General features: G+C 46.3%; 10 protein-coding genes. 7 read left to right on the top strand and 3 right to left on the bottom strand.

Annotated elements, in window-relative coordinates:
• Nucleotides 1-6: 6 nt before the first annotated feature.
• The 4 genes from DYB02_RS19025 to DYB02_RS19010 all read left to right on the top strand — a co-directional run bounded on the left by DYB02_RS19025 (nt 7) and on the right by DYB02_RS19010 (nt 5,023).
• Nucleotides 7-765 (top strand): fimbrial biogenesis chaperone, encoded by a 759-nt coding sequence (locus DYB02_RS19025; protein ID WP_031822849.1) that lies wholly within the window; start codon nt 7-9, stop codon nt 763-765.
• 59 nt (nt 766-824) lie between these two features.
• On the top strand, nt 825-3,200 hold the full coding sequence (locus DYB02_RS19020) for a fimbria/pilus outer membrane usher protein (protein WP_029804439.1): 2,376 nt from the start codon (nt 825-827) through the stop codon (nt 3,198-3,200).
• Nucleotides 3,197-4,165: a Csu type fimbrial protein gene (locus tag DYB02_RS19015; protein WP_025622896.1), complete on the top strand. Its 969-nt coding sequence runs from the start codon at nt 3,197-3,199 to the stop codon at nt 4,163-4,165. The genes DYB02_RS19020 and DYB02_RS19015 overlap by 4 nt, the downstream gene beginning before the upstream one ends.
• Before the next feature lie 141 nt (nt 4,166-4,306).
• The gene (locus tag DYB02_RS19010; RefSeq protein WP_005499797.1) at nt 4,307-5,023 is read left to right on the top strand and encodes a carbonic anhydrase; all 717 of its coding nucleotides are present in this window, start codon (nt 4,307-4,309) and stop codon (nt 5,021-5,023) included.
• Between the two features lie 83 nt (nt 5,024-5,106).
• Here the strand turns inward: DYB02_RS19010 and DYB02_RS19005 are convergent, their stop codons facing one another.
• Nucleotides 5,107-6,204, bottom strand: a complete 1,098-nt coding sequence (locus DYB02_RS19005) for a mechanosensitive ion channel family protein (RefSeq protein WP_029804438.1) — start codon at nt 6,202-6,204, stop codon at nt 5,107-5,109.
• A 259-nt stretch (nt 6,205-6,463) separates the two neighbouring features.
• On the opposite strand from DYB02_RS19005, the gene DYB02_RS19000 reads away from it, so the two are divergent.
• The gene (locus tag DYB02_RS19000) at nt 6,464-6,811 is read left to right on the top strand and encodes a helix-turn-helix domain-containing protein (protein ID WP_005462888.1); all 348 of its coding nucleotides are present in this window, start codon (nt 6,464-6,466) and stop codon (nt 6,809-6,811) included.
• Between the two features lie 93 nt (nt 6,812-6,904).
• On the opposite strand, the gene lldD is transcribed toward DYB02_RS19000, so the two are convergent.
• A complete protein-coding gene (gene lldD, locus DYB02_RS18995; protein WP_020838182.1) occupies nt 6,905-8,044 on the bottom strand; it encodes an FMN-dependent L-lactate dehydrogenase LldD in 1,140 nt (379 codons plus the stop codon).
• A 314-nt stretch (nt 8,045-8,358) separates the two neighbouring features.
• The gene (locus DYB02_RS18990) at nt 8,359-10,050 is read right to left on the bottom strand and encodes an L-lactate permease (RefSeq protein WP_024702140.1); all 1,692 of its coding nucleotides are present in this window, start codon (nt 10,048-10,050) and stop codon (nt 8,359-8,361) included.
• 162 nt (nt 10,051-10,212) lie between these two features.
• Here DYB02_RS18990 and DYB02_RS18985 point away from each other — a divergent pair, with 162 nt between their 5' ends.
• Together DYB02_RS18985 and DYB02_RS18980 are read left to right on the top strand one after the other, a co-directional pair.
• Nucleotides 10,213-11,112, top strand: coding sequence for a LysR family transcriptional regulator (locus DYB02_RS18985; RefSeq protein WP_005499789.1), 900 nt, complete (start codon nt 10,213-10,215; stop codon nt 11,110-11,112).
• Nucleotides 11,113-11,227: 115 nt separating this feature from the next.
• Entirely contained in the window at nt 11,228-13,261 is a 2,034-nt protein-coding gene (locus tag DYB02_RS18980) for a prolyl oligopeptidase family serine peptidase (RefSeq protein WP_029806249.1), read from the top strand.
• Nucleotides 13,262-13,485: the final 224 nt, after the last annotated feature.

The raw sequence follows: 13,485 nt of genomic DNA, 5'->3' as shown, positions 1-13,485 counted from the left end.
GATGAAATGGAATTCATACTCAAAAAATCATTATTAATAGCGACCTTCCTTTTTGTTTCTATCTCCAATACTAACGCCAATTCATTATTAATTTGGCCGATCTACCCCAAAATAACAGCGGAGACGAATGCGACATACCTTTGGATGGTGAATAAAGGCAACGTTGATTCTTACTTACAAGTGAGGATTTTTAAATGGGGACAAAATGAAGGTGAAGATAACTATTCTAATCAAAATCAACTGATTGCCACGCCACCATTTGTCAAAATTGAACCTGGTGAAAAACAGCTGATTCGCATCCTCAATCAAGATGAAGCCACAGCAGGTAAAGAGTACGCTTACCGAGTGATCATCGATGAACTGCCTCCAACTCACGACCCTCTAACCGATTCGATGGAAAATGAACTCGCTGTTAAAGTTCGAATGCGCTACTCCATCCCCTTATTTATCTATGGAAAAGGACTTAACAATACTCAACAGCAGAATAAGGACAGTGAGTTGTGGAATGGTTTGCAAGCTCAATTGATTAAGAAAAATAATCAACGTTTTATTCACATTAAAAACTCAGGAAATCATCATGTGCGTCTGGTGAATTTACAACTGGATTCTCCAAATAAAGAACCGTTAATGATTTCTGAAGGATTAGCCGGTTATATTCTTCCAGAGCAATATAAGGTTTGGCCTATTTCATATAAGAATATAAACAATATGAGTTTGAGTGCGAATATTGGAGGTAAACGCTACAAAATACCATTGACGCAATAATGATAATAATGAACAGACGCAATGAAATGTATGTCTTGCTTTGGCTTGGATTACTAATTATGGCGTGGAGCAATATTGGCCTTTGTGCGAACTCACCCAACAGTTTTTCTGAGTTACCGAGTCCTGAAAACTTTTCTTTTGATAAGTTTAACAATATTAGCTTGAAACTAGAATTGGTGATCAATCAAAGAGCGACGGGGCATATTACCGAAGTCGAGCGCATTGGCGAGCAGTACTTTCTCCAGCGGCAAGATCTAATAGCGGTTGGCGTTACGGCCAAATCGTTGCCAGGAACGGAAGACAGGATTGACGTTTCTTCCATCGCTGGGGTTAACGTGCGTTATTTGCAATCGTCACTGCAACTGGCGATCGACGTTCCGCCGAACTGGCTGCCGATGCAGAGTTTATCTGCACACGACATGGGGCGATTTTCTCCAGCTAGGTTTGGTCGTGGGGGATTGTTTAACTACAACGTTTTTGGTGTGTATGAAAACGAAAGCCAACAAAAGGAGGTTTCTATCGATCATGAAATCAGAGCCTTTTCTGAGTTTGGCGTTTTTTCTACAACGGGAATATTTAAATCCAATTTTCACCGCGATGTTCAGTCTCAGCAAAGCAGTCAATACACTCGTTTCGATACAGGGTATGAGTACGCCAATCAGGCGCGCCGACTTCGTTTGGAAGTCGGAGACTACATCGTCCGTCCTTTGTCTTGGAGTCAGCCGGTGAGAATGGCGGGCATTCAGTTGTCGCATGACTTTTCTATGCGCCCCGACGTAGTGACGACGCCATTGCCAGCGTTTTATGGTGAGGTCACTGCGCCCACGACCTTGGATTTATTCATCAATGGCTTTAAAACCGACTCAATGGCCGTCGGGCCAGGCCCTTTCGTTATTAACGACATTCCCATGATCTCTGGCGCGGGTGAAGCAACCGTCATTGCGACTGATGCTCAAGGCCGACAAACGGTCATGACCAGCCCGTTTTTCCTCTCTTCCGATTTGTTGAAAACAGGATTTACTTCTTACAGTGCCAGTATTGGTGCGCTCAGAGAAGATTTTGGAAACGCATCGAATGAATATGGTGCTGGCGGCGTTGTTGTAGCGATGCGTCATGGCATGACGGATTGGTTAACCTTGGAAACACAAGCTGAAGCAAAAGATGACCTAATTGTTGCAGGGCTGGGTTTTGTTAGTAATGCGTTCAACTTAGGTACGGTAGATGCCTCATTTCGAGTCAGTAATTTTAAAGATCAATCCAGCTCATACGCGCTGAGTTACAGTTACCAATCTAGGTTGTTTAGCTTCGCTGCTAGAACGCAAGTGGAGCAAGCTGATTTCTATACCCTGTCACATTTGCCAAATTACGAGAAGCTTAATAAAGGGGAGGAGGCATCGCTGAAGTCTCGCCATGTATCGCAAGTCAATATGGGAGTACGGCTAGGGGATTGGGGCTCACTTTCCGGTGGTTATTTCGATATTCAGCAAACCGATTCTAGCTCGCGTACACTCAATCTTACGTACAGTTATGTTCTGCCTTTTGACATCAATATGTCGCTCTCTTACAACCACAGTATTGGTGGTCAGGCAGTGACATTAGCGCAGTTCTCGTTGCCCTTTGGTTCGCTTGGCGGTAGTGCCGGCTTAACGCTGAAAAGGGAAGATGATGGCGATGTGCGAGGGCGAGTTGGTTACAGTCGCCTCGCGCCTATAAAAGGCGGGTGGGGTATCAATTTAGCGCATGACCTCAATGAAGATCCTGAAAACCGTAAGCAAGCCGATTTGACCTATCGTGCCTCGTGGGCTCAGTTTCGCGGAGGGCTCAATGGCACCAGTGGGAATTATGATTATTTTGCGGAAATGGCGGGTTCGGTCTCGACATTGGATGGCAAAATCTTCCCTGCTAACGAAGTGTATGACAGCTTTGCCGTGGTCAGCACCAGCGGTTTTGACGGTATTCCGGTTAAATATGAAAACCAAATTGTTGGCGTGACTGACGAGGATGGCTATTTGCTAGTGCCTTGGGCTACCGCGTATTACACCGCCAAATATGAAATTGACCCACTCACTTTACCAGCGAATGCGGCATTTTCGACGACAGAGCAGTTCGCTTCGATACATGCAGGTTACGGTTATTTATTAGAGTTTCCCATTGAGCTGCAAATTGCATTGAGTATGACCGTTGTGGATGAAAATCACCTAGTCCTGCCGCTTGGCACGTTTGGGCGTTCAGAGACAGGATTAGTCAGTCAAATTGGGTGGGATGGGTTTACCTACTTTGAAGGCGTTGACCCGGGCAGTTACATTCTGTTTTATCCTCAAGGGCAGTCACCATGCAAAGTTTCAATTGAAGGGTTGTATGAGCGCGAGAGTCAAAAAATACAAACACTGAATAGTCAGGTTTGCCTCAAAACAGAAGATGAGGCGGCACTATGATTTTGCATCGCTGGCTGGCTAGTCTACTTCTCTTTTTCTCGTGCTCGACAATAGCTTGTCAGCTCACTGCGTCAACACCTTCAATCCAGTTTGGTAGCGTTTCCTCATTTACGGTGTCGAGCACTCAGCAACAAAGTTCAGCCCAGCCGCATGCGGGGATAACATGTGACTTTTCGACACTTGTGTCGTTGTTGAGTGGCGACTATGTCTCCGTCACATTTACCAGCCTCAATGGTGGGCAGATGACCACCCAAGGAGATGCCAGTTCGATAATTAACTATCAGATCTTTGGCGATTCAAGCCTTTCAGAAGAGTATGTTTTTGGCCAATTGCACACCTTCACAGACACCGACTTGTTAGATTTGTTGGGGCTGTTTGGAGACCAAGTTGAGTTCCCTCTTTATGCTCGGACGGGAGCTGGAAGTAACCTTTCGGCCGGAACTTATACAGACCAAATTATGGCGTCTTGGGATTGGAATTACTGCAAGGGCGTAGGTCTACCAGGAGTATGTATTATTCGGAATGAGGGGAGTGCTCAAAGTACTATTACGGTCGAGTTGGAAGTGACTCCCGACTGTATGATAACCGCGCCGGATATTGATTTTGGTTCATCCCCATTGGTGGCGGGCTTCGATCCCGTTAGTCAGGTTATATCGTTAACTTGTACCAAGAACAGTTCCTTCACCATTGGTTTAAACGATGGCGTAAATGCTTCAGGAGGCCAACGAAGGATGGCATTTGATAGTAACTATTTGGAATATGAAATCTATAAGTCATCATCGACGGAGCGCTGGGGCTCGGCTGGTGCTGAGCGCCGCGAACAGAGCGATGTTGATACTGGCGATGCCATTCCAGATGGTATCACTCCACAGAACTACAATTATCGCGCGCAGATAATGACAAGCCAAGATACCCCTCCAGCGGGCACTTATACCGACTCAATAATCGTTGATGTTCAATTTTGAGCATCATATCAATTGCATGACTAGAGGAGTTGATTCCAAAGTTTGTTTGCAATCATAGTTTCCACTCTGTAACGACCGAATCCTGTGAGATTAGTATGGCTTTGCTTTTACAACACTTCACTTGAAGGGATAAGGAAAATCATGAAAAAGTCACTTACAGCGATTGGATTGTCTTTGGTATTCGTTGGTTCGGCCAACGCAGCAAACTGGGGTTACGAAGGAAGTCACGGACCAGAGCATTGGGGCGAGTTTGCTTCTGAATGTGCGCAAGGTAAAAACCAAAGCCCGATTGATATTCATGCGGCGACGCAAGCTGAATTAGCAAAACTGCAATTGGATTACCAAGGCAAAGTGGTTGCGCTAACAAACAATGGTCACACATTGCAAACCAGCATTGAGGGAGAGAATGTTCTGACCATTGATGGCAAAGCGTTTGCTTTAAAGCAGTTTCATTTCCACACACCATCTGAAAACCATGTCGACGGCAAATCTTACCCATTGGAAGCGCATTACGTTCATGCCGATGAGCAAGGCAATCTCGCAGTAGTGGCGGTATTTTTTGAACAAGGCAAAGCCAATCCTGCTTTGGCGAATTTGCTAGAAAATGTGCCGGAAAGAGATCAAAACGTAGCGATTCGCGCTCCTTTTGATGCAAACGCTTTGATTCCTAGCGACAAAGACTACTACCGATTCAACGGCTCGTTGACCACGCCACCATGTTCAGAAGGCGTGCGTTGGCTTGTGATCAAAGATCCACAAAGCATTTCGGCAGAGCAAATTGCGCAATTTGAACACGTCATGGGGGAAAACAATCGTCCAGTTCAACCGCTCAATGCGCGTATGGTTCTTACCAAATAACCGATGTTTTTTGAGATTTTGTAAGCCCGAAATAAAACAAAGCCCACTCAATGTTGAGTGGGCTTTGTGTGTTTAAGAGCGAATTAAAAACCGCTGTCTTCTTGATTTTTCGCCATTTGAATCGGGTCGAGCTTCAGTGTTTGAGTCGGGAACGCGATATCTGCGTTGTGCTCTTTAATGATGCCGACGACTTTCAATAAGACGTCTTGTTTCACTTCGTGGTATCTCACCCAGTTCACGGTTTTCGTGAAAGTGTAGATAAAGAAGTTCAACGATGATGGGCCAAAGGTATCAAAGTTCACAATCAAGGTTTGGCGCGTATCGATGTCTTTGTGATTCTTTAACATTTCGCGCACTGCGGTGATGATTTCTGGCACTTTGTCGGCATCATCATAACGCAAGCCCACCACTTCGTAGATTCGACGGTTTAGCATTCGGGAAGGGTTTTCAACCACGATGTTGCTAAATACGGAGTTCGGCACATAAAGTGGGCGTTTATCAAACGTGCGGATGCTGGTCATGCGCCAGCCAATGCGCTCAACGGTGCCTTCGATTTGACGATCTGGAGAGCGAATCCAATCGCCTACTTTGAATGGACGATCGAAGTAAATCATCAAACCACCGAAGAAGTTCGACAGCAAATCTTTTGCAGCAAGACCTACGATTAAGCCACCCACACCACCAAACGTCAGCAGACCAGACAGAGACAAGCCAAATGCCTGCATGATGGTTAATACGCCGATAGTGATGATGAATAAGCGCCCAACTTTCGCGATGGCTTGAACGGTGGTTTCGTCTCGGTTTTTCTGTTCCAGAACGAAATCTTCGATATTGGTGATCAGTCGCATGACGGTCCATACGAAGACGCTGATAATAAGAATCAGCTTGAGCGTGCTCAGCCAATTGATCTTGTCATTCAGTTCGCTTTCTAAAATGATGCCGAGTGACACCGTAGCAGGCCAAAACCAAATGAGTGTGCTCACTGGCGCTTTGAGCGCATCAAGCAACATGTTATCCCAATGAAAAGGGGTTTTCTCGACAAGAATTGCAAGACGGGAACGGATGACTCGCCAAGCGATCCATGCGATAAAACTGGCTAACGTGATAAAAAGAACACTTCCGCTCCAATCCTGACTATGCGCTTGTACATAGTTTTGTAAATCGGTAAACCACTGTGACATAAGTAACTTTTATTTCTGATGAACCATGGTGGGAAAGGTAGCAGATATTGAAGTATCACCCCAGTAATTTCCGGGATTTCATCCATTTATCACTATTATCTGATGAATTTTGAATCGAAAGCGGACGCGTGCAAGCCTTGCTATACCTTTGCTGAGCGCAAATATTCGAACGATCAATTATAAGTTCTCTGACTTATCGCTAACATTTATCTCAAGCAAGTGTGAGAGTGTATTGGCACTTGAATTATCGGAGGCAGATATGGAATTTACAGAGCTGGATAGAAACGCGCTCTACGACATCTGGATGTCACAAAAAGCCAAAATGCACATCACTCAAATGGAAATGGCAAAACGCCTAGGTTTGAGCCTACATGAGTTTTCTGGCTTGTTACGTGGTAATTCGCCACTGACGCTAGGTTTTATCAAACAACTTTGTGAACAGCTGCATGTGCGTCCTGGGCAAGTGATTCCATCATTGACTGAGAGAGAACTGTCGGCGGCGGGATCGGTTCATTTGCAAAACCGAGTGACAGTGGATGGTGACATCCGCAATGTGTTCATCGAAGGCAACCAAGTCGTCATTGAGTACGTTCACCAAGTTAGCTAACTTGCTCGTCAAATTATCGGGTTGAAGAGCAATAAAAAAACGAGCCAATTGAGGCTCGTTTTTTCGTTTCTGCTTTCTGCGTATTCGTAAAGATTATGGGATTTTCACCAACGAATCGCGAGATAGGTCAGCAATGGTTTTTGCGCCAGTCAGCGTCATAGCCACGCGCATTTCTTTGTCGTATAGGTCGAGTAGGTTTTCTACGCCAGCGCCACCTTGTGCAGCAAGCGCGTAAACGAATGAACGACCAAGCAGCGTACAGTCTGCGCCAAGTGCAAGCATACGAACAACATCCAAACCAGTACGAATACCAGAGTCTACGAAGATCTTCAGATCGCCTTTTACGGCGTCCGCAATGCTTGGCAGAGCTTTCGCTGTTGATAGTACACCATCGAGCTGACGACCACCGTGGTTTGATACCACAATGCCATCTGCACCGAAACGTACCGCATCTTTCGCGTCTTCTTCATCCAGAATGCCTTTGATGACCATTGGGCCATCCCAAAAATCACGAATCCACTCAAGATCTTTCCAAGAGATCGATGGGTCGAAGTTCGCACCCAACCAGCCGATGTAGTCTTCTAGTTTCGTTGGTTCACCACGATACGTTGAGATGTTACCAAGATCGTGTGGTTTACCTAGCAAGCCAACATCCAGTGCCCAGCTTGGGTGACGCATGGATTGGAATACGCGGCGCATTGCTGCGTTAGGGCCACTCATACCAGAGTGCATGTCACGGTAACGCGCACCTGGAACTGGCATGTCTACCGTGAACACCAATGTAGTAACGCCTGCTGCTTTTGCACGCTCAAGAACGTTTTTCATAAAGCCGCGGTCTTTTAGCACGTAAAGCTGGAACCACATTGGACGCTCAATGGCTGGTGCCACTTCTTCAATCGGACAAACCGACACAGTCGACATGGTAAAAGGAATGCCTTTTTTCTCTGCCGCTTTTGCTGCTTGTACTTCACCACGGCGAGCGTACATGCCAGTTAGACCAACAGGTGCCAGTGCGATTGGCATCGCAAGTTTCTCACCGAAAATCTCGGTCTCCAGACTCAAGTCTGTCATATCGCGTAGGACGCGCTGGCGTAGTGCAACATCGCCTAAATCGTCAGTATTACGCTTCAGAGTGCGTTCGTCGTAAGAGCCGCCATCAATATAATGGAATAGAAACGGAGGTAGCTTGGCTTTCGCGGCAGCGCGGTAATCGGTAGAAGCTGAGATAATCATAATTGTGTCCTAGCGGTTATTCTAAGCAAAGTTGTGGAGCATTTGCTCTTAAGTGAGCTTTCATCGCACTAAGCGCTAAAAGCATCAAAATGAGTATAGTTACCTTTGCATCACTTACTTTTGAATCTGCGATTTAGGTAACCCACTTACATAATTGGTTGAACAATCTTGATTTAATCGCTCAGTCAGTTATGCAAACTGGAAAGGCGACACAGCTGCCGGGGGAATTGATGTAGCAAGCTAAATCAACATGTCGGGGTAGTAGTGCTGACAGCTGTGTCAAATCGGGCAGGGCAGTGAGCCCTGCATTCGTATTACTTCATCAAGACGTCGGTGAGTTGGAATCCGTAAATCAGAACCAAACCGATGATGCCCGTCATTACTAGGTAGTAGAACGTTGGGATGATCGTCTTACGCAAGGTTGCGCCTTCACGACCTAGTAGACCGACGGTTGCGGATGCTGCCACCACGTTGTGAATGGCAATCATGTTACCCGCAGCCGCGCCAACGGCTTGCAGTGACACTACAACCACGCTTGAGATAGACAATGTCTGCGCGACTTCGAATTGGAACTGGCTGAACATCATGTTCGATACGGTATTCGAACCCGCGATGAATGCACCTAGCGCACCAACCGTTGCACTTAATGCTGGGAATGCAGAGCCAACGAGGTCTGAGGCAAAGTTCGCGGTTGTTACAGGCATACTTGCTAGGTCAGCACCGTTCACTCCTGAGTTGATGAAGATACGTACCATCGGGATAGTGAACACCAATACGAAGCCTGCACCGATTAGCGTTTTGCTTGACTCGCCGAATGCTTCACGCAAAGGTTTTGCGCTACCACTTTGCAGTACAGCAGCAAGCAGAGCAACGAACACCAATACACCACCAGGAAGGTAAAGCGGTTGAATCGCAGCGCTAACGCCTGTCTCGCCTAGAATGTTGCTAAACGACATGCTGACGCTTTGCAATAGACCTTTAAACTCAGAGCTTACGCGGCTTGCTACCAAAATAACGGCCAGCATTACATAAGGAATCCACGCTTTTACCAAGCTCATTGGCTTACCAGGATTGTCGTGCAGATCCACTTTCAAAGAGCCTAGCCACTCTGCTGGCCATTTGTCTTCGCTTTCAAAATCCCATTTTGTTTTAGGAACTAGGAAGCCTTTTTTCGCAGCAGTTACGACGATAGAAAGACCAACCAAACCACCAATCAGCGATGGAAACTCAGCGCCCAAGAACACGCCAGTTAATGCGTAAGGAACGGTAAATGACACACCTGCGAATAGCGCAAACGGTAGAATATCCAGACCTTCGCTCCAGCTTCTGTTCTTGCCGAAGAAACGTGTTAACATCATCGCCATCAATACAGGAATCATCGTACCAACCACGGCATGAATTACGGCAACGTTAGCCGTGATGTGCTGTAGGTATGCTTCCCATGTTGAGCCTTGAGCTGCCAACGCTTCACTGATGTTGTGCGTATCCAAACCTTTGTTTACACCCACGATAATCGGCGTACCCACTGCACCAAACGATACTGGCGTTGATTGAATCATCATGCCCATTAGTACCGCCGCTAGGGCAGGGAAACCGATCGCAACCAATAGTGGCGCGGCGATCGCTGCTGGTGTACCAAAGCCCGATGCACCTTCGATGAATGAGCCAAAACACCAAGCAATAATGATGGCTTGAACTCGACGATCGGCAGAGATATCGGTAAATCCGTTACGGATAGTGGTGATCGCTCCAGTGTGTTTTAAAGTGTTGAGCAAGAAGATGGCACCAAACACGATCCAAAGAACAGAGACAGTAATTCCTAAACCTTGGAATACTGATGCCAGTACGCGAGTAGCTGACATATCCCAAAACATTAGGGCGATAGCGACGGTTAAACCGAACGCAACAGGCATAGCTTTTTTAGCAGGCCAGTTGAGACCAACCAATAAAATGGCGGCAACAACAATTGGCGAAAAGGCCACTAGGGCTAGTAGGGTTTCACTCATTTGTACATCCTTCGTACGCTGACTTCTCGAACGGTGTCAATCCGCTGTAGAGGCGACTTTTTGTTGTAATGGTTTTGTTAATTTGGCGTGAATTTACTCCTTTATTTTTTATTGATATAGGGAAATAATGAAAATAATTAATTCCAAAAGTGACATAATTGTATGCGAGCAGACGACTTAATCCTGTTTTCTCAGGTCATCGAATTAGGCAGTTTTAGTAAGGTTGCAGAGGCAAATAACCTTACAAATTCGGTAGTTAGCAAAAGAATGGCGCGACTAGAAGAAGAGATAGGTGCACAACTATTATATCGAACTACGCGCAAATTGACCCTGACCGAAGCTGGGAAGGTGTTGTTACACAGTGCTAAAAATGTGAAGCAAGCCACTCAGGAGGCTATGGACGCTGTTGCAGGCTTTGGAGAGAATGTGAGCGGTCATATCAAGATGTCGGTGCCGACTATCTCCGGTGACTTGATTCTTGCCGATGCGGTGGCGGAGTTTTGTAACCTTCATCCGGGTCTCACTGTCGATATGTCGCTCGATAATCGCTTTGTTGATCTTGTCGCCGATGGTTACGATTTGGTCATCCGAACCGGTTACTTGGAAGACTCCAGTTTAATTGCTCGGCACATACTCGACTCTCAATGGGTGGTATGCGCATCGCCTTCTTATATTGCTAAAAACGGCAAACCTATCGAACCTATCGATCTGACTTCGCACAACTGTTTGCAATACGCTTATCAAACCACCGGTGCATCGGAGTGGGAATTTAAGAGTGACGAAGGCAATTATATTGTTCGAGTCTCTGGAAGCTTTTCAACCGACAATGCCACCGCTTTGCGCAAAGCAGCATTAGGCGGACACGGCATTGCGTATGTGCCTCGCTGTTTGGTGTACCACGATATTCGTAATGGCCAGCTGGTGGATATTTTCCCCGAACTGGTCGGCAAAAAGCTGGGTATTTACGCGGTATATCCGTTTACGCGTCAGCCGCCGAATAAGGTTAAGCTGCTCATCGAGCACATTCGCGAACGTTACCTCACCATTTCTCATTACTTCTAGGTGCTTCATATTGTTTGTATTTTTTGGTTGAATTTCGCCACTTGAGCCCTAATCTAGCTATTGAGAATAAATATCAATAAAAACAAAACACTTCAAACGGAGTAACACGGACGTTATGCATTACCCAAAAACACGTAAAGATTCTGTCGTGGACACTTATTTTGGTCACGACATTGCCGACCCTTATCGCTGGTTAGAAGATGATCGCAGTGAAGAAACCGCACAATGGGTTTCGGGTCAAAACTCAGTGACCTTCGATTTTCTTGGTCAGATCCCGTACCGCCAACAAATCCGTGACTTAGTCGCGAACAGCCAAAACTACGAAAAATATTCCCAGCCATTTGTACGTGGTGACTACACCTACTTCTACAAAAACGACGGTTTGCAAAACCAAAGCGTATTGTATCGCCGTAAAGGCGAGGGAGAAGCCGAGGTCTTCCTTGACCCAAATACTTTCTCCGAAGAGGGCACGACCTCTCTTGGCGAAGTCAGCTTCTCGAAAGACTATCGTTTGGTGGCATATTCCATCTCGGAAGGAGGCAGTGACTGGCGTAAGATCTTTGTCATTGATACGGAAACTAAAGAACAGCTAGAGCCAGAGATCGTTGATGCGAAGTTTACGTCGATTTCTTGGCTGGGCAGCAAAGGCTTCTATTACTCAAGTTACGACAAGCCGCAAGGCAGTGAGTTGTCTGCTCGAACTGAGCATCACAAGCTTTATTATCATGAACTTGGTACCCCTCAATCTGAAGACAAAGTGATTTTTGGTGAGCAGGGTGCTCAGATTCATCGTTATGTGTCTGGTACGACGACGACGGATGATCGCTTCCTCATTATTTCTGGCGCAGAATCCACATCGGGTAATCGTCTGTTTTATATAGATTTACAGTCTGACTCCCAAGCGATTGTAACACTGCGCGATACGACGCAAGGCGACACCTACTTGATTGATAGTCAAGACGAAACCTTGCTGCTTTACACCAACCTAGATGCGCCGAACGGCAAAGTTGTCCGCTACAACACTCAGACAGAACAATGGGCTGACGTGATTGCTGAACAAGAACAGCCGCTAGAAATCAGCAAAGGTGGCGGTTATTTGTTTGCGACTTATATGGTGGATGTGCTTTCTAAAGTGAAGCAGTTTACCTACCAAGGTGAGTGGATTCGAGATGTAGAGCTGCCGGGAGAAGGCACGGCTTATGGTCTAGCGGGTAAAAAAGAAGAAACCACGTTGTATTACACCTTTACTAACTACGTGACACCACCGACGATCTTCTCATTTGATGTCGAATCTGGTGCATCTACGCTTTACCAAGAATCAAAAGCGCCGTTCGATCGCAATGAGTATGAGTCAAAACAGGTGTTCTACACCTCAAAAGATGGCACGCAAGTTCCAATGATCATCTCATACAAGAAGGGCATCTCGCTTGATGGCAGTGCGCCAACCATGCTGTATGGTTATGGCGGTTTTAACATCAGCCTCACTCCGATGTTTTCTGGCAATGTGGCCAACTGGCTAGAATTGGGTGGCATTTACGCTGTCGCCAACATGCGAGGCGGCGGTGAATATGGTAAAGCTTGGCACAATGTGGGCACTCAGCAGCAAAAGCAAAATGTGTTTGATGACTTTATTGCGGCGGCGGAATACCTAATTGAAAACGACTACACCAGCTCGGAGCGCCTAGCGATTCGTGGTGGTTCTAACGGTGGTTTGTTAGTTGGAGCGTGTATGACGCAACGCCCAGAACTATTCAAAGTCGCGCTACCTGCGGTTGGGGTGCTTGATATGCTGCGTTACCACACATTTACGTCTGGTGAAGGCTGGAAGTACGACTACGGCACGTCAGAACAAAGTGAAGTGATGTTCCGATACTTGCTTGGGTATTCACCTGTTCACAATGTAAAAGAAGGCGTGCAATACCCTGCTACCTTGGTGACAACCGCTGATCATGACGACCGAGTTGTGCCTGCTCACTCGTATAAGTTTATTGCTGAACTGCAAGACAAACAGCAAGGCGAAAATCCGGTGTTGATTCGTATTGATGTGAATGCCGGTCATGGTGCCGGTATGCCGCTCAGCAAGCAAATCGATCTCACGACCGATGTGTACGCATTTACGCTATACAACATGGGTATCGAGTCGATTTAACGATTTTGAGCTTTAGAGAATAAAAAATGCCGCGACAGAATCGCGGCATTTTTCATGGTTGGGGGAACTCAAGTAATACTGTTTTTCAGTATTGTTGAGTCAGGTTGACTAAGTCTGACTCGATGAACCAACCAGTCTCGGCGGCCAAACCGAAAGGCAGCTACGCCATTCTCAAGTAAAGATGAAATAATCATCTTTACTTAATCCTAGTTCATTAATATGAA

The sequence above is a fragment of the Vibrio parahaemolyticus genome, from assembly GCF_900460535.1.
Lineage (GTDB): Bacteria > Pseudomonadota > Gammaproteobacteria > Enterobacterales > Vibrionaceae > Vibrio > Vibrio parahaemolyticus.
This window is presented reverse-complemented; position numbering and strand designations above follow the sequence as displayed.

Excerpts from the sequence above, each read along its gene's own strand:
- DYB02_RS19025 (WP_031822849.1), top strand. The coding sequence starts at position 7 with ATGGAATTCATACTCAAAAAATCATTATTAATAGCGACCTTCCTTTTT.
- DYB02_RS19020 (WP_029804439.1), top strand. The coding sequence starts at position 825 with ATGGCGTGGAGCAATATTGGCCTTTGTGCGAACTCACCCAACAGTTTT.
- DYB02_RS19015 (WP_025622896.1), top strand. The coding sequence starts at position 3,197 with ATGATTTTGCATCGCTGGCTGGCTAGTCTACTTCTCTTTTTCTCGTGC.
- DYB02_RS19010 (WP_005499797.1), top strand. The coding sequence starts at position 4,307 with ATGAAAAAGTCACTTACAGCGATTGGATTGTCTTTGGTATTCGTTGGT.
- DYB02_RS19005 (WP_029804438.1), bottom strand. The coding sequence starts at position 6,204 with ATGTCACAGTGGTTTACCGATTTACAAAACTATGTACAAGCGCATAGT.
- DYB02_RS19000 (WP_005462888.1), top strand. The coding sequence starts at position 6,464 with ATGGAATTTACAGAGCTGGATAGAAACGCGCTCTACGACATCTGGATG.
- lldD (WP_020838182.1), bottom strand. The coding sequence starts at position 8,044 with ATGATTATCTCAGCTTCTACCGATTACCGCGCTGCCGCGAAAGCCAAG.
- DYB02_RS18990 (WP_024702140.1), bottom strand. The coding sequence starts at position 10,050 with ATGAGTGAAACCCTACTAGCCCTAGTGGCCTTTTCGCCAATTGTTGTT.
- DYB02_RS18985 (WP_005499789.1), top strand. The coding sequence starts at position 10,213 with ATGCGAGCAGACGACTTAATCCTGTTTTCTCAGGTCATCGAATTAGGC.
- DYB02_RS18980 (WP_029806249.1), top strand. The coding sequence starts at position 11,228 with ATGCATTACCCAAAAACACGTAAAGATTCTGTCGTGGACACTTATTTT.